18 protein-coding genes are annotated in these 18,396 nt (G+C 67.5%); 10 read left to right on the top strand and 8 right to left on the bottom strand.

Annotated elements, in window-relative coordinates:
• Positions 1 to 36: 36 nt before the first annotated feature.
• From HNR05_RS15260 to HNR05_RS15290, 7 genes are read left to right on the top strand one after another with little or no spacing between them, the layout of a single operon-like run.
• Entirely contained in the window at positions 37 to 1,578 is a 1,542-nt protein-coding gene (locus HNR05_RS15260; RefSeq protein ID WP_179579916.1) for a sugar ABC transporter ATP-binding protein, read from the top strand.
• Positions 1,568 to 2,593 carry an ABC transporter permease gene (locus HNR05_RS15265; RefSeq protein ID WP_179579917.1) on the top strand — a complete coding sequence of 342 codons (1,026 nt, stop codon included), beginning with the start codon at positions 1,568 to 1,570 and terminating at the stop codon, positions 2,591 to 2,593. Before HNR05_RS15260 ends, HNR05_RS15265 begins: the two co-directional genes overlap by 11 nt.
• On the top strand, positions 2,594 to 3,655 hold the full coding sequence (locus HNR05_RS15270) for an ABC transporter permease (protein ID WP_179579918.1): 1,062 nt from the start codon (positions 2,594 to 2,596) through the stop codon (positions 3,653 to 3,655).
• Positions 3,652 to 4,902, top strand: a complete 1,251-nt coding sequence (locus tag HNR05_RS15275) for a M20 family metallopeptidase (protein ID WP_179579919.1) — start codon at positions 3,652 to 3,654, stop codon at positions 4,900 to 4,902. Before HNR05_RS15270 ends, HNR05_RS15275 begins: the two co-directional genes overlap by 4 nt.
• A complete protein-coding gene (locus tag HNR05_RS15280) occupies positions 4,899 to 6,146 on the top strand; it encodes a type III PLP-dependent enzyme domain-containing protein (protein ID WP_179579920.1) in 1,248 nt (415 codons plus the stop codon). Before HNR05_RS15275 ends, HNR05_RS15280 begins: the two co-directional genes overlap by 4 nt.
• 7 nt (positions 6,147 to 6,153) lie before the next feature.
• Positions 6,154 to 7,434: a hypothetical protein gene (locus HNR05_RS15285; RefSeq protein ID WP_179579921.1), complete on the top strand. Its 1,281-nt coding sequence runs from the start codon at positions 6,154 to 6,156 to the stop codon at positions 7,432 to 7,434.
• The gene (locus tag HNR05_RS15290) at positions 7,431 to 8,210 is read left to right on the top strand and encodes an MBL fold metallo-hydrolase (protein ID WP_179579922.1); all 780 of its coding nucleotides are present in this window, start codon (positions 7,431 to 7,433) and stop codon (positions 8,208 to 8,210) included. Before HNR05_RS15285 ends, HNR05_RS15290 begins: the two co-directional genes overlap by 4 nt.
• A gap of 14 nt (positions 8,211 to 8,224) precedes the next feature.
• Here the strand turns inward: HNR05_RS15290 and HNR05_RS15295 are convergent, their stop codons facing one another.
• From HNR05_RS15295 to kynA, 3 genes are read right to left on the bottom strand one after another with little or no spacing between them, the layout of a single operon-like run.
• The gene (locus HNR05_RS15295) at positions 8,225 to 9,619 is read right to left on the bottom strand and encodes a kynureninase (RefSeq protein WP_425485090.1); all 1,395 of its coding nucleotides are present in this window, start codon (positions 9,617 to 9,619) and stop codon (positions 8,225 to 8,227) included.
• Positions 9,616 to 10,530, bottom strand: coding sequence for an amidohydrolase family protein (locus HNR05_RS15300; RefSeq protein WP_179579923.1), 915 nt, complete (start codon positions 10,528 to 10,530; stop codon positions 9,616 to 9,618). The genes HNR05_RS15295 and HNR05_RS15300 overlap by 4 nt, the downstream gene beginning before the upstream one ends.
• Positions 10,527 to 11,381, bottom strand: coding sequence for a tryptophan 2,3-dioxygenase (gene kynA, locus HNR05_RS15305; RefSeq protein WP_179579924.1), 855 nt, complete (start codon positions 11,379 to 11,381; stop codon positions 10,527 to 10,529). Before kynA ends, HNR05_RS15300 begins: the two co-directional genes overlap by 4 nt.
• Positions 11,382 to 11,457: 76 nt before the next feature.
• Between kynA and HNR05_RS15310 the strand changes: the two genes are divergently transcribed.
• Together HNR05_RS15310 and HNR05_RS15315 are read left to right on the top strand one after the other, a co-directional pair.
• Positions 11,458 to 12,159, top strand: a complete 702-nt coding sequence (locus HNR05_RS15310) for a TetR/AcrR family transcriptional regulator (RefSeq protein WP_179579925.1) — start codon at positions 11,458 to 11,460, stop codon at positions 12,157 to 12,159.
• Positions 12,160 to 12,211: 52 nt separating this feature from the next.
• On the top strand, positions 12,212 to 12,910 hold the full coding sequence (locus HNR05_RS15315; protein WP_179579926.1) for an NUDIX hydrolase: 699 nt from the start codon (positions 12,212 to 12,214) through the stop codon (positions 12,908 to 12,910).
• A 27-nt stretch (positions 12,911 to 12,937) separates the two neighbouring features.
• Here the strand turns inward: HNR05_RS15315 and HNR05_RS15320 are convergent, their stop codons facing one another.
• The 4 genes from HNR05_RS15320 to purD form a co-directional block, all read right to left on the bottom strand.
• Positions 12,938 to 13,807: a VOC family protein gene (locus HNR05_RS15320; protein WP_179579927.1), complete on the bottom strand. Its 870-nt coding sequence runs from the start codon at positions 13,805 to 13,807 to the stop codon at positions 12,938 to 12,940.
• A gap of 37 nt (positions 13,808 to 13,844) precedes the next feature.
• Positions 13,845 to 14,219: a VOC family protein gene (locus HNR05_RS15325; RefSeq protein WP_179579928.1), complete on the bottom strand. Its 375-nt coding sequence runs from the start codon at positions 14,217 to 14,219 to the stop codon at positions 13,845 to 13,847.
• Between the two features lie 56 nt (positions 14,220 to 14,275).
• Complete coding sequence (locus HNR05_RS15330) at positions 14,276 to 15,235, bottom strand: phosphoribosylaminoimidazolesuccinocarboxamide synthase (protein ID WP_179579929.1); 960 nt, start codon at positions 15,233 to 15,235, stop codon at positions 14,276 to 14,278.
• An 86-nt stretch (positions 15,236 to 15,321) separates the two neighbouring features.
• Positions 15,322 to 16,590, bottom strand: a complete 1,269-nt coding sequence (purD, locus tag HNR05_RS15335; RefSeq protein WP_179579930.1) for a phosphoribosylamine--glycine ligase — start codon at positions 16,588 to 16,590, stop codon at positions 15,322 to 15,324.
• Positions 16,591 to 16,750: 160 nt separating this feature from the next.
• On the opposite strand from purD, the gene HNR05_RS15340 reads away from it, so the two are divergent.
• Positions 16,751 to 17,119 carry a sterol carrier family protein gene (locus HNR05_RS15340; protein WP_179579931.1) on the top strand — a complete coding sequence of 123 codons (369 nt, stop codon included), beginning with the start codon at positions 16,751 to 16,753 and terminating at the stop codon, positions 17,117 to 17,119.
• Between the two features lie 203 nt (positions 17,120 to 17,322).
• Here HNR05_RS15340 and HNR05_RS15345 read toward each other — a convergent pair whose 3' ends face one another.
• On the bottom strand, positions 17,323 to 18,384 hold the full coding sequence (locus tag HNR05_RS15345) for a ribokinase (protein ID WP_179579932.1): 1,062 nt from the start codon (positions 18,382 to 18,384) through the stop codon (positions 17,323 to 17,325).
• Positions 18,385 to 18,396: the final 12 nt, after the last annotated feature.

Genomic DNA, 18,396 nt, shown 5'->3' on the forward strand with positions numbered 1-18,396 from the left:
CGTATCGGCCTTGGCCGACGAGCAAAGGAGCCGCACATGGTGGCCGAAGAACCGAGAACCGAACCGCTGCTGCGCACCGATGCGGTCTCAAAGAGCTACGTGGGCATCGAGGTGCTGCACGAGGTGAGCCTTGACATCAAACGCGGCGAGGTGCTCGGCCTCGTGGGCGAGAACGGTGCGGGAAAGAGCACAATTCTCTCGCTTATCACCGGTATGACCGCGCCGAGCTCCGGAACGATCCACTATGACGGTCGGCAGATCGCAACCACCTGGTCGCCCAAGCAGGCCCGACTGGTCGGTATCGGTGCGGTGCACCAAGAGCTGAGCCTCAACCCGCACCAGACCGTGGCCGAAAACGTGTTCCTGGGCAACTGGCCCGTGCGTCGGGGCGTGGCCACCCAGCGCAGCCTCGAGAAGGCGGCCCAGCCGTTTCTCGACGAGGTCGGTCTCACCGTCTCGCCCGCCGACACCGTCGCCACGCTCACGCTGGGCGAAATGCAGCTGCTCGAACTGGCTAAGGCCCTCGTCTCGAAGCCGACGCTGCTGATCCTCGACGAGGTCACGTCCGCGCTGGATGACAGCCAGGTCGAGAACGTCTTCCGTGTCGTTCGGCGGCTCTGCGCCGAGGGTGGCGCCGTGGTCATCGTGACGCACCGCATGAGCGAACTCTTCGCCATCTGCGACAGGCTCACGGTGTTGAAGGACGGCGCCTACGTCGCCACGCGCGCGCGTGCCGAGACCACAGAAGATGACATCGTTCAGCTCATGCTCGGTCGCGCTCTCTCCGCCATCTTTCCCCCCAAATCAGCGGATGCCGCGGCCGGCGTCGCGCCGCTCCTTCGGGTTCGCGACCTGAGCGTTCCCCGTGCCGTGCACGGGGTCAGCTTCGAACTGCGCCCCGGCACCATCACGGGTCTGGGCGGGCTGCAGGGCCAGGGACAGAGTGAGGTTCTGCGTGCCCTCTTCGGACTCGCCGCGCATACCGGCCAGATCGAGTTCGACGGCAAGCCCGTCACCATCTCGGCCCCCCGCCACGCCATCAGCAACCGCATCATCTACGTGCCGGAGGACCGCAAGGTCGAGGGCGTCGACGTGGGATTGTCGGTCGCCGCCAACCTGCAGCTGCCCAATATTCCGCTCCTCGCGCCGCTGCGCCGCCTGGGCACCGTCAACCGCCGTGCCGGCCGCGACCTGGTCGCCGAGATGATCGCGAAGCTGCAGATCAAGGCTCGCCCGACGCAGGAGGTGCGCCGTCTCTCGGGCGGAAACCAGCAGAAGGTTGCGCTCGCCAAATGGCTGCCCACCGAACCCCGTGTCTTGCTGCTGGCCGAACCCACCCGCGGTATCGACGTCGGCACCAAGCGCGAGATCTACCGGCTGTTGCGTCAGTTCGCAGATGACGGCCTGGCGATTCTCGTCACCTCGGGCGACACGCTTGAACTCATCGGTCTCTGCGATGAGATCGCCGTCATGTACGAGGGCCGCATCGTCGAGCGGCTGCAAGGCGAAAAAATCACCGAGGAAGCGCTTGTGCATGCCTCCGTCATCGTCAAGGAGAGTGAACCCGATGTCGCTTGACCTCGCCACGAAGCCTGCGCCTTCGGCCCAGACCGGGTCGGCCGCGGCGCCCGTCGGGCTGCTTCGACGCGTGACAGACGTGATCTTCCAACGCAGCGCCGAACTCGTCGGCATCAGCCTGCTTCTGTTGGTGCTGCTCTCGCTCTACGCCCTCTACGACCAGAGCCTGTTCACCGGCAAATCGATCATCATGCTGTCGGCCCAGTTCTTGCCGCTGATCATCGCGTCGATGGCGCAGGCAATCGTGATGCTCACGGGCGGTATCGACCTGTCGATCGGTGCCGTGCTCTCGCTCGTCATGTCGATCTTCGCGGTTCTCGCGGGCACCGGAGTCGGCGTGGTCGGCGCGATTCTGATCGCGCTCTCGGTCGGAATGTTGGTCGGGTTGTTGAACGGGGCGCTTGTCGCATTCGCCCGGCTCCCTCCGATCATCGTCACGCTCGCCGCCTCATTCCTCTGGTCCGGGGTGACGCTTGTGATTCTTCCGCAGCCCGGCGGACTGATTCCCGCAGACCTGATCCGCGCGTACAACAAGGGTTGGAACGGCCTGGCCCTCGGCGTCGTCGCGCTCATCATCGTGCTCGCTCTGTGGAAGTACATCGCGCGGTCGCGTTTTGGTCTCTCGATCTATGCGGTCGGGGGCAATGAGCACGGCGCGTTCGCCAGCGGGATCCGGGTTCGTTCGGTCACACTGTGGGCCTACGGGCTCAGCGGACTGTTCACCGGTATCGCGGGCATCGCGTTGACGATTCAGACGGGAACCGGCGACGCTAACCTGGGCGTGCCGTACACGCTCAACACGATCGCCGCGTCGATTCTGGGCGGCGTGAGCTTTTTGGGCGGAATCGGGCGGATGCGTGGGGTCGTCATGGGCGCACTCGTCGTGGCGATCCTGCCGATTCTGTTGCTCTTCATCGGCGTCTCGCCGTTTTACCAGCTCGTGGTGCAGGGTGGCGTTCTCATCATCGCCTTCGCCTCCAAGTACGTCCTCACCCGTGGAAAGCAGGCGGTCTAGATGTCTGAAACCAGCACACTCACCCCGGATGCCGCCCGGCTCGGTGCCAGCGCTCCCGGCGGCGGCGCTCCCCACGGCAGCGACCCCCACGACGACGGGCCTCGCCCGGCAGCGCGGTCAGGTCTCAGCGTCGGCGTGCGTTCCGCGCTCGGCAGCCGTGCCGTGCTGTCGTTCATCGCTCTCGCTGCACTCTGGCTGATCGCCGTGCTCGTCTCGCCCTCGTTCGGCGCGCCGGCCACGACCCAGTATCTGCTGCAGACGGCGGCGTTCCTCGGGATCATCGCGCTCGGTCAGACCCTCGTGATCATCATGGGCGGCATCGACCTCTCGGTCTCGGGTGTCGTCGCGCTCTCCGCTGTCGTCTGTGCCCAGATCGCCGAGGCGGGCGGGCCGGTCGCCGGCGTGATCGTCGCGCTGATCGCCTGCGCGGTGGTCGGAACCTTCAACGGCGCCGGGGTCATCTTTCTGGGCATCCCACCGATCGTGATGACTCTCGCGAGCGGTACGATCCTCACCGGTGTGCTGCTGATCTACACGAACGGCAGCCCCCGCTCGGCCGATATTCCGCTTCTTCGCGTGATTGCCAACGATTCCATCGCCGGCATTCCGTGGGCGTTCCTGGTCTGGTTGGCTTTCGCCGCACTCACTCTCTGGCTGCTGCACGGGTCGGGAATGGGCCGCTACGCCTTCGCCGCGGGCAGCAGCGCGACGGCTTCCCGGGCGGCCGGCGTGCCGATGCGAGCAACCACCCTGACCATGTACACCGCCTGCGCCGTTCTCGCGGGCGTCTCGGGGCTCGTCTTGCTCGGCTTCACCGGAACCAGCTCGCTCACCATGGGCAGCCCCTATCAGTTGCTCTCAATCGCCGCGGTGGTGCTCGGGGGAACCTCCATCCTGGGCGGTCGCGGCCACCTGCTCGGCACCGTCTCGGGTGCGTTGCTGCTCACGCTGCTCACGTCGTTGCTCAGCGCCTGGGACTTCTCGGAGGCGTGGCGCCGCGTCGCACTCGGCGCTCTCATCCTGGTGCTGCTGCTGTTCTACTCCCGCGAATCAAAACGATGACGCCCCACGCGGATGCCGTGGCCTCGGTTCACTCCGAGACGGCGATCGACCTGGTGCTGGCCGAGCTCGTCACGATTTCGAGTGTGACTCCCCGAGACGAGGCGCCCTGCGCCGACCGGCCCGGTGAGCAGGCGCTCGCCGAGTACGTCGTCGACTGGTTGAGCGCGCGCGGGGTGACCGCGGCGTTGCAGGAGGCGCTGCCCGGTCGGCCCAACGTCGTCGCCTCTGTCGCCGGGGCGAGCGAGCGGGCCGTGCTGCTGGAAACGCATCTCGACACCGTCGAGGTCGACGGAATGACGCAGCCGTTTCTGCCCCGCGTGGCGAACGATCGGCTGTACGGCCGCGGTTCCGCAGACGCGAAGGCCTCGCTCGCCGCATTCATGGTCGCCCTCGCCCGGCTGGCCGCTTCATCGTGCCCCCCGCCCGTGACCGTCGTGCTCGCCGCCGTCGCCGACGAGGAGCACGCCTACCGTGGTGTTCTGGCCTTTCTCGCGGCCGCGGGCGACACCGATTTTGTCGGGGCCATCGTCGGCGAACCCACGAGCTTGGTTCCCGGCATCGCGCACACCGGCTGCGTGCGAGCGACCGTGCGCATCAGCGGGGTCTCCGGCCACAGTTCACGCCCAGCTGACGCGATGAACGCGATCGGTCTCGCGGCGACCGTGGTGCAGCGCATTGAATCGGTGCAGCCGCTGGCCCCGCGGCATCCGCTGCTGGGAACGGGCAGCAGAACCGTCACCCGCATCGCGTCCGGTGAGGGGCCCAACGTGGTGCCCGGCAGCTGTGAACTCGACGTGGATCGCAGAACCGTGCCCGGGGAAGAGCCCGAGACCGTGCTCGATGAGCTGCGCGCGGAGCTCGATCGCGAGCTTCCTGGCCGTGTCACAATCGACCCACCGTTCACCGTTGACTATTCCCTCGACACCCCACTGGATGCCACAATCGTGACGGCCCTTCGGAGCGCCCTGCGCACCGCCGGTCTCGCCGCGGAGCCGAGCGGCATGCCCTTCGGCACGGATGCGAGCAAGATAGCCCGCGTCGGCATTCCCGCCGTCGTCTTCGGCCCCGGAGACATCGCCGATGCGCACACGATCGACGAGTCCGTCGATCTCGGCGAGGTGCGACTGGCCGTCGACCTGGTGCTGGCCACCATCGCCGCACTCGCCCCCGGTGCCGACAATGACAGCACGGCGCACGACAGCACGGCGCACGACGGCACAGCTCACGAGAACAACGAGGAATCATGACCAGCACCCCGCACATCGACTGGCACGAGAAGGCCATCTGGCCCGGTCTCACCGAAGAAACGGTCGACGACTATCTGGCCGCCGGGCATTCGCTGTTCGACGGCAGCCTCACCTGGCCCGCCATGATCGTGCGTGAGGCGGCGCTCGCCGCCAATGTCGAGACCCTCGCGGCGTTCTGCCGTCGGCACGGCCTCGACTTCGCGCCGCACGGCAAGACCAGCATGGCGCCCGCACTCTTCCACCGGCAGCTCGACGCGGGGGCCTGGGGTATCACTCTGGCGACGGCGCAGCAGGTGCGGGTCGCCTGGGGACACGGCGTGACGCGGGTGTTGCTCGCCAACGAGATCCTCGACCCGGTCGCCCTCGACGCGATTGCCCAGCTGCTCATCGAAGACTCGTCTCGAGAATTTCTCTGCCTGGTCGACTCCGCTGAGGGTGTGCGCGTCATCGCGGAAGCCGGCGCGCGGCACCCTCTGCTTGCCGACGGCCTCTCGGTGCTCGTCGACCTCGGCTGGACCGGGGGACGCACCGGCGTACGTGGCGCCGACGCAGCGCTCGCGCTGGCCCACGTCGTGGCCGCGACCCCCGAGATCCGTTTGGCCGGCGTCTCGAGTTATGAAGGCGGCTTGAAGACCACGGATGCCGTGCGCGGCTACTTCACCGAGGTGCGCGCCGTCGTCGACGGAATCGCCCGGGCCGGGCTGGTGAGCGGGCGCATGGTCGTGACAGCCGGCGGCAGCGCCTACTTCGACCTCGTCGCCTCGGAGCTCGCGGGCTCGTGGGCGACGGAACACGGGCTGCAGCTGATTCTGCGCAGCGGCGCGTATGCCAGCCATGACGACGGCGTCTACGTGGGCAAGACCGGATTCAACCGCATTCCCGAGGAGGGCCACCTCGAGGCCGCACTCGAGATCTGGGCGCAGGTGATTTCGGCCCCAGAACCCGGGCTGGCGATCGTGGGGATGGGCAAACGTGATGCGCCCTACGACGAGGGGATGCCGATCCCGCTCGCGCTGCGCCGCGCGGGTTCGACCGAGCTTGAGCCGATTCGGGGCCGCGCCGAGGTTCCGGGAATGGACGATCAGCACGGCTACCTGCGCCTGAACTCGGGCCTCGAGCTGCGCCCTGGCGACCTCGTCTGCTTCGGTATTTCGCATCCGTGTACGGCGTTCGATAAGTGGCGCGTCGTGCCCGTGCTGGATGCAGACGACCGCATCGTCGACCTGTTCACCTGCTACTTTTAGGAACCCCATGAGCGCACTTTTTGCTTCTGTCGAAGATCTTCTGGGTGAGGGCGTCGACACTGTCGCGCGTCGTGCCGCCGAGTGGGGCTGCACCGAGCTGGCCGTCTCGTTCGCCTATCACGCGGCGCGGGACGTCACTCCGCATGGCCCGCGCCGGGTGACGGTGCGGCGCGACGGCGTGAGCTTTGTGCCCGCCGCCGACGCGTTCACCGGCAGTGGCTTGGTGCCGGCCGTGCTGCAGCACGATGCCGACTTCGGACCCGCGACGCTCGGCGGTGCGGCGGCGCACGGGGTCGGCGTCGTGGGGTGGGCCGTGTTCCTGCACAACGAGGAGCTCGGGCTGCGGCATCCGGAGACCACCCAGCTCAGCTGTTTCGGCGACCGGGCGGCCCCGGCCGATCTCTGCCCCGCCAACCCCCGCGTGCGCGAGTACTGCGTCGAATTGGCGCTCGCCGTGGCCGGTCTCGGAGTGAGGGAAGTGATCGCTGAATCGTTGCATTTCGGCGCCTTCGGCCACGGCTATCACCATGAGCGCGACTTCGTCGGGTTGGGAGCGCTCGAGCAGTTTTTGCTCGGGCTGTGCTTTTGCGGCTACTGCGTCAAGGCGGCGACGGATGTCGGGGTCGACGTCTCCGCAGCACGCACGAGTGCCGTTCGATTGGTTGAGCGCCCGTTCGACGGCATCGAGGCGCGGCTCGGCGACACCGCACTGACGCCACAGCTGCTCGCTGAAGCGGGCGGAATCGAACTGCACAACTTTGCGCTCGCGCGGTCGGCCACGGTGACCAGCCTGGTCGCGGAGGTGGCCGCAGCACTCGCTGCGCGCGGCGTACGGTTGACCTTTCTCGACCTGATGGGTGCGATGCAGGGCTACGGCGACGGGCTGCCGGGCCCAGCGTCGGGGCTCGACGAGGGGTGGCAACTCGGTATCGACATTCCTGCCATTGCCGCGCACTCCGGGGTGGGGATTCTCGCCTACGCGCAGGACGCCGAGCGGGTGGCGGACGAGACGGCCCGGTATCGAGCGGTGCTCGATACGGCAGACGATGCGGAAGACGAGGTGTCAGCCGAGGCGACGGGCGATGCGGCAGACGACGCACGGATGCTGCGGGTGCTGTTGCGGCCGGGCAACCCGGACTGTTCTGACGAGGCCAACCTGGCGGCGAAGGCGGCGGTGGCACAGGCTGCCGGAGCCGATTCGGTTGACTTCTACCACTACGGGTTATTGCCGTTTCGGGTGCTCGACCGAGTGCGGGGCGCGCTGGTGGGGCGGCGACGGTCCGCATGAGCGCGATCACGCTGCGTCCCGGGGTGCATCTGGTGGGCAGCGGCGCGGCGGGTTTCGACCTGAGCGATGCGCTTGACTGCCATGTCTATCTCATCGAAGGCACCACGGGCTGGGCCGTCATCGACGCGGGCAGCGGCAACGATTCGGCGCGCATCGTCGCGAGCATCCGCTCGGTTGCTGCCGCGCGGGGGCTCGACCTGACTCAGCCGGGAACGCTGCTGCTCACGCACGGCCATGCCGACCATTCGGGGGGCACGGCCGACCTGCTCGCCGCCTTTCCCACCCTGACGGCCTACGCGGGCGCTGCCGCGGCCGAGTGGGTGTCGCGTGGCGATCTGCAGGGCATCAGCCTCGACCGGGGCAAGGCCAGCGGCGCGTACCCCGCGGACTACGCGTACGGCGGTGCTGCCCCGGTACTGCCGCTTGCAGGGGGCGAAACGAGGGGGTTCGGGGGGCGCAGCATCCGTGTCATTGCCGCACCGGGCCACGCGCGCGGACACCTCTGTTTTCTGCTGCAGGATAATGCGCCCGGTCCGGGCTCGGCACGGATTCTGTTCTCGGGCGATTGCGTCTTCACTCGCGGGCGAATCTCACTGCAGAATCTGCACGACGTTGACATTCCCGCCTACGCGAACACGCTCGCGGTGCTCGACGGGCTGAACATCGATGCGCTTCTGCCCGGCCACTATTCCGTGTCGCTGTCGAATGCCGCACGTCATATTCGCATCGCGCACGACGCATTTCAGGCCGGATCGGTGCCGCCGAACGCACCCTGACGCTGGTCTCGCGATCACTGCTGTGGCGCGAGGCCCGACTGCTTCAGCAGGATGCCGCGCAGTGTCTCGCGCACGGCACGCATGCCCTCGTAGGTTTCAACGAAGCTGGTCGACAGAGGGGAGAGGCCGATGCGCAGGCCTTCCGGCGCGCGAAAGTCGGGAATCACATTCTGCTGCCAGAGCAGAGCCGTGACCTCGCGCATCGCCGGATGGTTGAGTGTGACATGTCCGCCGCGACGGCCGGCCTCACGGGGCGACGCGACGGTGACGCCCCACGGCGCCAGCCATTCGTCGGCGAGTGCGATCGTGAAGTCGGTCAACGCGACCGATTTTGCCCTGATCCGATCGATGCCGGCCTCAGCGATCATGCCGATGGTGTCCTGCATGGCCAACATTCCGAGGATCGCAGGGGTGCCGCTCATGAACCGACGGATGCCCGTGGCCGGCTGGTACCCCGGGCCCATCAGAAAGATGTCGGTGGTGCCCATCCAGCCCTGAATAGGCTGGGCGAGCCGTTCCTGCAGGTCGGCACGAACGTAGCCGAACGCGGGGGATCCCGGGCCGCCGTTCAGATACTTGTAGGTGCAGCCGGCGGCGAGGTCGACACCGGCGGCGTCGAGCTCGACGGGCACCGAACCGACCGAGTGGGAGAGATCCCAGAGCACGAGTGCGCCGGCGTCGTGGGCGATGCGGGTGATCGCGGCCAGGTCGGCCACGAAACCCGACCGGTAGGCGACGTGGCTGAGCAGCAGAAGCGCGGTGTTCTCGTCGACGGCGTGGGCGACCTGCTCCGCAGTGACGCCGGCGGTGGTGTCGGCTTCGATCCAGCGCAGGGTCAGCCCACGCTCGGCGGCGATGCCCTCGAGAATGTAGCGGTCGGTCGGAAAGTTGTCGGTGTCGAGCACGAGGGTGGTGCGGCCGGGCTGCGCGTCGACCGCGGCGCGCGCCAGTTTGTACAGCACGACGGTCGTCGAGTCACCGATGAACGTCTGGCCGGCTGCGGCGCCGAGTGCGGCGGCGGCCAGGTCGTCGCCGATCGTCAGGGGGAGCTCCATCCACTGCTCATCCCAGCCGCGGATGAGTCGTGCGCCCCAGGTATGTTCGATGAAATCGGCGATGCGTGTGGCGCTGGCGCGGGTGGGTCGACCGAGGGAATTGCCATCGAGATAGACGACGGAGGCGGCAGTGGCCGGTGCCGTGCCCGTGCCCGTGACGGTGTCGGTATCGGGGTCTGCGTCGGCAGCGGTGCTGTCGTTTCGCGTCGGCACGTCATCGAGGCCGAGGAAGCGGCTCCGGTAGTGGGCGAGGCCGTCGATCCGATCCATGCGTCGGGCAAAATCCAGGTGCGGGTCCCGGTGCGGTGCTTCGGAAGCGGAAGTTGAGGGGGAGAGGGGACTGCCAGTGGTCATCGAAGTGCCTCCAGTTCGGCGGGGGTTACGGCGCGTGCGGTGCACAGCCAGTCGACAAATGCGCGGCGGTCGTGCGGCTGCGAACCGGGAATGAGCGTGACCGAACCTGTCTCGGCCACGGGCCTGGTCGAAACGCTCCCGTGTGCGTGGGCCAACCGGCCGGTGAGCGCGCGGAGCACATCATCGGCGGAGAAGCCGGCTGTCATCAGCGCCTCGATTTCACGGTGATTCAGGCCGACGGGCAGCGGGCCATTCCCCAGGTCGGTGCCGTACAGCACCCGGCCGCCCCGCGCGTGGAATCGGCGCACATTGTCGACAGCACGCTCGAATTCGGGGCCGTACTCACCCCAGCCATGAATGTCGAGGGTGCTGATCCAGGTGATTGAGCCGGCCATCGCCGCGAGTTCGACGTCGGAGAGGCGCTCGCTGAACGGGGCGTGGGCGAGCACGTCGACGCCGGCGGCGAACGCACGTGTCGCCTGGCCGCTGCCCTCGGTGTGGGCGACAACGGGTAGCCCGTGGGCGTGGGCGCGGGCGAGGATCGCGTCGAGCACGTCGGTGGACAAGACGGGACCGGCGAGTGAGTTCAGCGTGACTTTGATCACGGATGCGCCGGCCGCGACCTGCCGGTCGACGGCAGCGGCGGCATCCGTCGGCGTCGAAACCGCGCAGACGCTGCTCGGCGGAGTCCAGGACTGTCGGCTTGGGTAGCCGCCCGGGGCGGTGAGGAACTGGCCGGCACAGTCGATCTCAATGTCGATGTCGATGATGCGCTCAGGGCGGCCCGTGTCGGGGAGCCAGCCGCCGAGGTCGACGACTCGCGCAATGCCCGCAGACCTCAGCGCGGTGGCGTCGAACAACGCCAGATGCACATGGGCGTCTTGGAAGCCGGGCAGAACGGTATGGGTCATGAGCCGATTTCGGTGCGCACCGCAAAGAGTTCGGGGAAAAAGGTGAGTTCGAGGGCCTTCTGCAGAAATGCGGCGCCACTGGAGCCGCCCGTTCCCGTCTTCATGCCGATGATGCGCTGCACGGTCTTCAGATGGCGAAAACGCCAGAGTTGAAAGTTGTCCTCGAGGTCGACCAACTCTTCACAGGCTTCGTAGGCGGCCCAATTGGCCGAGGCATCCTGATAAATCGAGACGAACGTCGGTACAAGCTCGGGGTGCAGCACCCAGGCCTCTGTGACGTCGCGCTGCACCACATCGATCGGAATCGGATAGCCGGCGCGATGCAGATAGCGCAGGAACTCGTCGTAAATGCTCGGCGCTTCATAGACGTCGGTGAGCAGAGCCAGGGCATCCGGATCGCTCTCAAACACACTCAACATGCGGCGGTTCTTGTTTCCGAGAGCGAACTCGACGGCGCGGTACTGGTACGACTGGAAGCCCGAGGAATTGCCGAGAAAACCGCGGAATTCGGCATACTCCGACGGGGTGAGGGTGGCCAGCACCGACCACTGTTCGGTGAGTGTGCGCTGGATGTGCTTGACCCGCGCGATGCCCTTGAGTGCGGGGGCGAGCTGGTCGGCTCGCAGCGCAGCGCTGGCCGCGCGCAGCTCGTGAAGCATCAATTTGAGCCAGAGTTCTGACGTTTGATGCTGGATGATGAACAGGAGTTCGTCGTGGTGCGGGGGCGTGCTCACCGGGCGCTGGGCACGCAGCAGAGTGTCAAGATCGAGATACGAGCTGTAGCTCATTCGGTCTCGAAAATCTGTCACAATATTCGGATCGAACTCGCGGGTGTTCTTCTCAACGGGCACGGCAACTCCGTTCGGGCGTTATCGGAGGAGGCAACTCTCCTCCCCCCAGTTTGGCAGGAGTCCTAGACTTGAGGTTATGACAACTTCTGCGCGCGCCACCGAGGATTCGGCGTTGCCCCGTCGACGGGACGCCCGGCAGAATCGCGAGCGGCTCATCGTCGAGGCTCGTGCGATGATCGCCGAAAACGGTGTGGATGCGTCGCTCGAAGAGATCGCCCGTCGCGCCGGGGTCGGTGTAGCCACGCTGTATCGCAACTTTCCCAGCCGTGACGACCTGGTGAAGACGCTGTATGAGGTCGCGCTCGACGAATTGGCGACGGTCCGTGCCGAGATCGCCGCCGCGCCGACCGCCTGGGACGGCGTCGTCGTCTATGCCGAAAGGGTTGCGGAGTGGCTTGTGGCCGACCCGTCGCTGCCGCCGATTCTGCGTCGGATCGCCGTGATCGACCCGAACTATCGGCCACCGGGAACCTTTGAGAACTTCATCAACTCGCTCGTCGCCCAGGCGAAGCGTGACGGCGATCTGCGCGGCGACGTCACTGCCGTTGACGTGGCCATGCTGGTGACGATCGTCGGCTCGCTCGGCACCCTGGGCACACCGTACGGTGGCCAGTGGCGACGGCAACTCTCGATCGTGCTTGATGGTCTGCGGGTTGCCGGCGGCGAACGCCCGAAGCTGCCCGGTCGGCCACTGAACATCAACGAGTTCCAGGCGTCGGTACACGGACTGAGCCGGGCCGCGAAGCGACGGGCCTCGCGCACCGGCGGCGCACAGTAGATCCGCACTGCGACGAGTGTCACCCCTCGCGGAACCTTCGTAGGCTGGGGTCATGCGTCCAGCCCCGAACGACCCCCGAGCCGACCTCGAGCAACTCTGCGCCCGCGGACTCAGTTGGAGCAACGATCTGACGCGAAACCTGCCCGACTCGACGCGGGGCCGGCCGGCCGCAGTGCTTGTGCTCTTCGGCGTGCTCGATTCGGTGCCCGCGACGAGAGCCGATCGGGGTGAGCGCGCCAGCTCACCGACCGCCCGGGTGCCACGGGACCTCGATGTGCTGCTCGTGCGCCGTGCCGAGACGCTCGGAAGCCACCCGGGGCAGATCGGATTCCCCGGCGGCAGGCTCGAGGCTGCCGACGCCGACGCTACCGCCGGCGCCCTGCGGGAGGCCATCGAAGAGACGGGCGTGGACCCGTCCGGTGTTGACACGTTGGGGGCCCTTCCCGAACTGTCCCTGACCGCGAGCAACCACCTGGTGACGCCCGTGCTGGCCTGGTGGACGCGCCCGTCGGAGGTGGTTGCCGTCGACCATGCCGAGACCATCGAGGTGTTCCGGGTGCCCGTCGCAGACCTGCTCGACCCGGCGAATCGGTCGATCACCGTTCACGGCGGCGTCTACCGGATGCCCGCGTTCACCGTCGGGGATCGGCTCATTTGGGGGTTCACCGCGCACGTGCTGTCCCGACTCTTCGAGGAGCTCGGCTGGGCCGTGCCGTGGGACTCGGGTCGAATCGTTCAACCCGACCGCTGAGCCGTCACCGTCGGGCGGATGCTCGCCCTACGCGGTCCGCACGCGAATCAGGTTCGCCCACGGGTCATCGAAGCTGAGAGTCTGCCCGTCGTCACGGGTGCTGATGCCGTGGTGCGTCATCCGCTCGTTCAGTGCTCCGAGATCGTCTGCGCCGGGCACGATGATGTCGACCTGGCCGAGTCCGAGGGCGAGGCGGCGCCTGCCGGAGCCGGCGCTGTTCCAGGTGTTCATGGCCATGTGGTGGTGGTAGCCGCCAGCCGAGACGAACAGGGCCGAGCCGCCAAGTTCGGCTGTGGATTCGAAGCCGAGCGCGTCAACGTAGAACGAACGGGCGCTCGCCACATCGCCCACCGAGAGATGCACATGACCGACGATGGCATTGCCGAGCGAGGGATTGGCGAGTGCTTCGTCGGTCAGATGGGCGCGGATGAACTCGTTCGGGTCGAGGGCGAGGGTGGACATCTCGACCTGGCCGTGAGCCCAGCTCCAGGCCGTGCGGTCACGGTCCCAATAGAGCTCGATCCCATTGCCTTCGGGGTCGGTGAAGTAGAAGGCCTCGCTGACCAGATGATCAGCGCTGCCGGTGAAGGTTCCCGGGTGCTTCGTGGCGACCGAGTAGACGGCTGCCGCGAGTTGTGCCTGAGTGTCAAAGAGAATCGCGGTGTGGAACAGGCCGGCGGCGCGCGGCTCGGGCGCCGCCAGTTGCGGAGCATGCTGCAAAATCACGATCGGTGTCGTGCCGCGGCCGAGCACGGCGACGGGACCGTCGTGACTCTGCAGTTCGAGCGTGACGGCGTCGCGGTAGTAGGCGATCATCGCGTCAAGGTTGCCCACGCGCACGGTGACAGCGCCCATACCGGTCTCGGGGGCCAATAATTCGCGCGTGGACGTGTTCATGGTGAGTCAAACAGGGGCAGCGCGCTGCGTATTCCGATCAGTCCTGGTGCAGTTGGATCAGATTGCCGCAGCTGTCGTCGAAGATCGCGGTCGTGCCCGACGCATCCGTTGACGGCTCTTGCTCGAAATGCACGTTCAGCGCGCGAAGCCGTTCAAACTCGGCCTGCACATCGGCAGTACCGAACACAATCGCGGGGACGCCGAGCTTGCGTAGGCCCTTCTTATAGGCCTCGGCCACCGAATTGTCGCTCGGTTCCAATAAGAGTCCGAGCAGGGGGTCTTCGCGGGACTGGACAACGTACAGCTGGTATTCGGGCATGACCATGAGCTCCTCGAAGCCCAAGGTGTTCGTGTAGAACTCAAACGCCGTCAATGGGTCGTCCACATGGATGCTGCACATCTTCACTCGCATAGGCTGCACACTACGCGCCCCCGGTGACACTCAACCGGATCTGCCGTCATTCAGAGTCACTCGGTGAGGCGCTCCAGCAGCTCGCGGTAGCGCGCCGCGGTCTGCTTCACAATGTGAGTCGGCAGCAGGGGCGGGGTGCCGGTCTGGTCCCAGTTCGCGGCGAGCCAGTCGCGCACGATCTGTTTGTCGAAGCTGGCCATCCGGGCTTCGGGGGTGGTGCCGTTCTGCCAGGCCGCGGCATCCCAGTAGCGGCTCGAGTCGCTTGTGAGAACCTCGTCGCCGAGGGTGATCACGCCAGTTTCGGGATCGGTGCCGAACTCAAACTTCGTGTCGGCGAGGATGACGCCGGCCGATTCAGCGATGGCAGAGGCCGCGCGGAAGATCGACAGTGACGCGTCGCGGAGGGCGGCCGCGACATCCGCTCCGACGAGCTCGACGGTGCGCTCAAACGAAATGTTCTCGTCGTGTTCGCCCAAGGGGGCCTTCCACGCCGGGGTGTAGAGCGGCTCAGGCAGACGGTCACCGTTCGTGAGGCCGGCCGGCAGCGGGATGCCGCAGACGGTCTGCGAGACCTGGTATTCCTTCCAGCCGGAACCGGTGAGATAGCCACGCACGACACATTCAATCGGGAACATCGCCAGGCGCTTGCAGAGCATGGCGCGGCCGGCAACGGCGGCGGGAATCAGGCCCACGGTGTGTTCGGTGCCGGCGTCTTTGCTCATGACATGGTCGGCCACGAGATGGTTGGGCACGTCGGCCAGACGGTCGAACCACCACAGGCTCAGGGTCGTGAGCAGTTCGCCCTTGCCCGGGATTCCCGGCTCGAGCACGTGGTCGAACGCACTCACACGGTCGCTGGCGACGACAAGAACCCGATCCAGAGCCGAAAGTTTGGCCGCGGCGGCCGAGCTCGGCGCATCGGGCACGTACAGGTCACGGACCTTGCCCGAGTAGGAATGGGTCCATCCGGGCAGATCGACGGCGACGGATGCGGGCGGCGGGGTCTCGTGGGTCACGTCACCATTCTCCCGCACCGCGGGGCGCCTGCGCACGCACGGGAGTGGCAGCGGCGCCTCAGCGCTCTGGCGCGTGGCGCCGGTGCCTACTGCGCGACGCGAGCCGCGATGTCGGTGCGGAACTGGGCGCCCTCCAGCGTGATCGTGTCGATCGCGTCGTAGGCGCGAGCGCGCGCATCCGTGAAGTCACTCCCGACCGCGACGACGCTCAGCACCCGGCCACCGGTGGCGATGAAGGTGTCGCCCTCGAGACGGGTCGCGGCGTGTGCGATCGTGACGCCGGGTACCGCGAGGGCGGCAGCCAGGCCCGTGATCGCACGACCGGTGATCGGAGTCTCGGGGTAGTTCTCACTGGCGAGAACCACGGTGACTGCGACATCGGTCGAGAATTCGGGGCGCGGTACCGAGGAGAGCTCGCCGGATGCCGCGGCGAGCAGCAGGCCAGACAGTGGCGTGATCAGGCGCGGCAGCACGACCTGGGTCTCGGGGTCGCCGAATCGGGCGTTGAATTCGATGACGCGGATGCCGGCATCCGTCAGAATCAGTCCGCAATACAGCAGCCCGATGAACGGGGTGCCTTCGGCGGCGAGCTGGCGCACGGTGGGGAGGGCGACGGTGGCGATGACCTCGTCCACGAAAGCCTGTTCGCTCCCAAAGCGCCGGTCGAGCCAGGGCAGCGGGGAGTAGGCACCCATGCCGCCGGTGTTCGGGCCGGCATCGCCGTCGGCGAGGCGCTTGTAATCCTGCGCGGGCGAGAGCGGCAGCACGGTGTGGCCGTCGCTGAGCAGGAAGAGGGACACCTCCGCTCCGTCGAGGAACTCTTCGATCAGCACGCTGCCGTGCTGCAGCCAGTACGTGGAGTGGGCGATCGCGGCGTCGCGGTCGCTCGTGACGAGCACACCCTTGCCCGCGGCCAGTCCGTCGGCCTTGACCACGTAAGGGGCGCCGAACGCGTCGAGGGCCGCTTCTGCCTCGGCGAGGGAGCCGGCGCGCACGGCGCGACCAGTGGGAACCCCGGCCGCATCCATGATGCGCTTGGCGAACGTCTTGCTGCCTTCGAGGGCGGCTGCGGCCTGGCCCGGTCCGAAGACGGGGATGCCTCGACTGCGCAGTGCGTCGGCGACGCCGGCGACGAGGGGAGCCTCCGGCCCAACGACCACGAGATCGACGTTGTCGGCGATCGCGAAGTTGGTGACGGCGTCCGGGTCATTCGCATCGAGGGCGACGCACGGAACATCCGCGGCAATTCCGGCGTTGCCGGGTGCCGCAACGATCTCGTGGCGCGGCTCTTCGCGGAGCAGAGCGGTGACGATTGCGTGCTCGCGAGCACCGGAGCCGAGGACCAGAATTTTCACAGTCTCAGGTTACCGGACGGGCTCGGCGCCACTGCCCGCGCCCACGAATTGCCACACATCGCCACATGAAGCGCCGCCACGGGGCGATCTCCGGCAACTCGCGCGCTGTCTGGGCGCCGTCGGGCGGCGTCGGGCGGCGGGTGGATGGGAGGATAGAAGCATGGGTAGGGCTCGAATTGAGGACGCGGCCGGGCTCGCCGCCGTGCGCCAGTGGCAGACGGATGCCGCTGCGGGCGCCACATCGAGCCGCGATGTGCGTGCGCTGGCCGTGCGCTACACGCTTCAATTGCTCGCCGAGCAGGCCGAGGGCAACACGCTCGAGGTGCGCGTGCCACCATTCGGCGCCGTGCAGTGCATCGAGGGCCCGCGGCACACCCGCGGCACCCCGCCGAACGTCGTCGAAATGGATGCCGCTACCTGGCTGGCGCTCGCCACCGGCGGATTGAGTTGGGTTGACGGCCTCGCCACCGGGGCCATTCACGCGTCGGGTCAGCGCGCCGACCTGACCGGGCACGTGCCGATCGTCTGACTGCGCCCCGGCTAGTCCGAGCAGGCCCGGTGCACTCGGCGCAGGGTATGGCCGCAGGCGCACGGTAGCCCGTGTGCCCAGCACTCGGTGCCACGTTCGCCCTGTTGTTGACCGGATGTGCCGCGCAGGTTGTGGCGCTGGGCGCATGGTCTAGCGTGCGCGCAGCACCACAACCTGCGCGCGGCGTTGTCGTACTGCGCGACTTACGCCAGAATCGCCGCGACCTCGGCCAGCGTCGGCATCGAGCTGGTCGCGCCGGCGCGCGTGACCGCGATCGACGATGCGACGGTCGCCCAGCGCACGGCCTCGATCATGTCGGATTCGCTGATGGTGCTGCGAGCGGATGCCGCGGCGTCGGCCGAGCTCGAGCCCGAGCCAGCGGCCGAGCCCGAGGCAGCGGCCGAGCCCGAGGCAGCGGCCGAGCCCGAGGCAGCGGCCGAGCCCGAGCTCGAGCCCGACGCAGCTGCCGCATCCGTCGAACCGGCGCCGCGCAGTGCAGCCAATCGGGCCACGAGCGCACCCACGAAGGTGTCGCCGGCGGCGGTCGTGTCGACGGCCTTCACCGGACGGGCCGGGGCGAGTCCGAGCACGACACCGTCGTGCGCGATCACCGCGCCTTCTGCGCCCAGGGTAACGATCGCCCAGGTCTGGTCGGCGCTGAGCACCTCGGCGGCGCGCACCGGATCGCTCTCTCCGGTCAGTTCAGACGCTTCGATCTGGTTCGGCACGATGAGGTCGACCGACGCAAGAAATCCCTCCGGAAACGGCATCACCGGAGCCGGTGTGAGCACGGTGAAAACACCGGCTGCTCGGGCGACGGCGATGCCCTCGACGAGCGCGCTCAGTGGCAGTTCGCACTGCATCACCAGGAATGCGGAACTCTCGATGGTGGCGTGCTGCACGTCGGTGAGTGCGGTCACGCAGGCGTTGGCGCCCGAAACGACGACGATCGAGTTCTCACCCGAGCCGACGACCGAGATGTGGGCGGTGCCGGTGGGGGCATCAACGAGCGCGAGGCCGGTGGTACGCATTCCCTCCGCAGTCATCAACGTGTGCAGATCGCGGCCGTAGGCGTTGGTGCCGACGGCGCCGAGAAAATCGACGGTGCCACCCATTCGGGCGGCCGCCACGGCCTGGTTCAGGCCCTTGCCGCCGGGAACTGTCGTGAAGCTCGAGCCGAAGATGGTTTCACCCGGCAGCGGGAGGCGGGCCATCTGCACGACGAGGTCCATATTTGCACTGCCCAGCACGGCGATTGTAGTCATTCGACTAGTCTG

Origin of the sequence: Leifsonia psychrotolerans (assembly GCF_013410665.1) — a bacterium.
In the GTDB taxonomy this organism is placed as follows: Bacteria; Actinomycetota; Actinomycetes; order Actinomycetales; family Microbacteriaceae; genus Cryobacterium; species Cryobacterium psychrotolerans_A.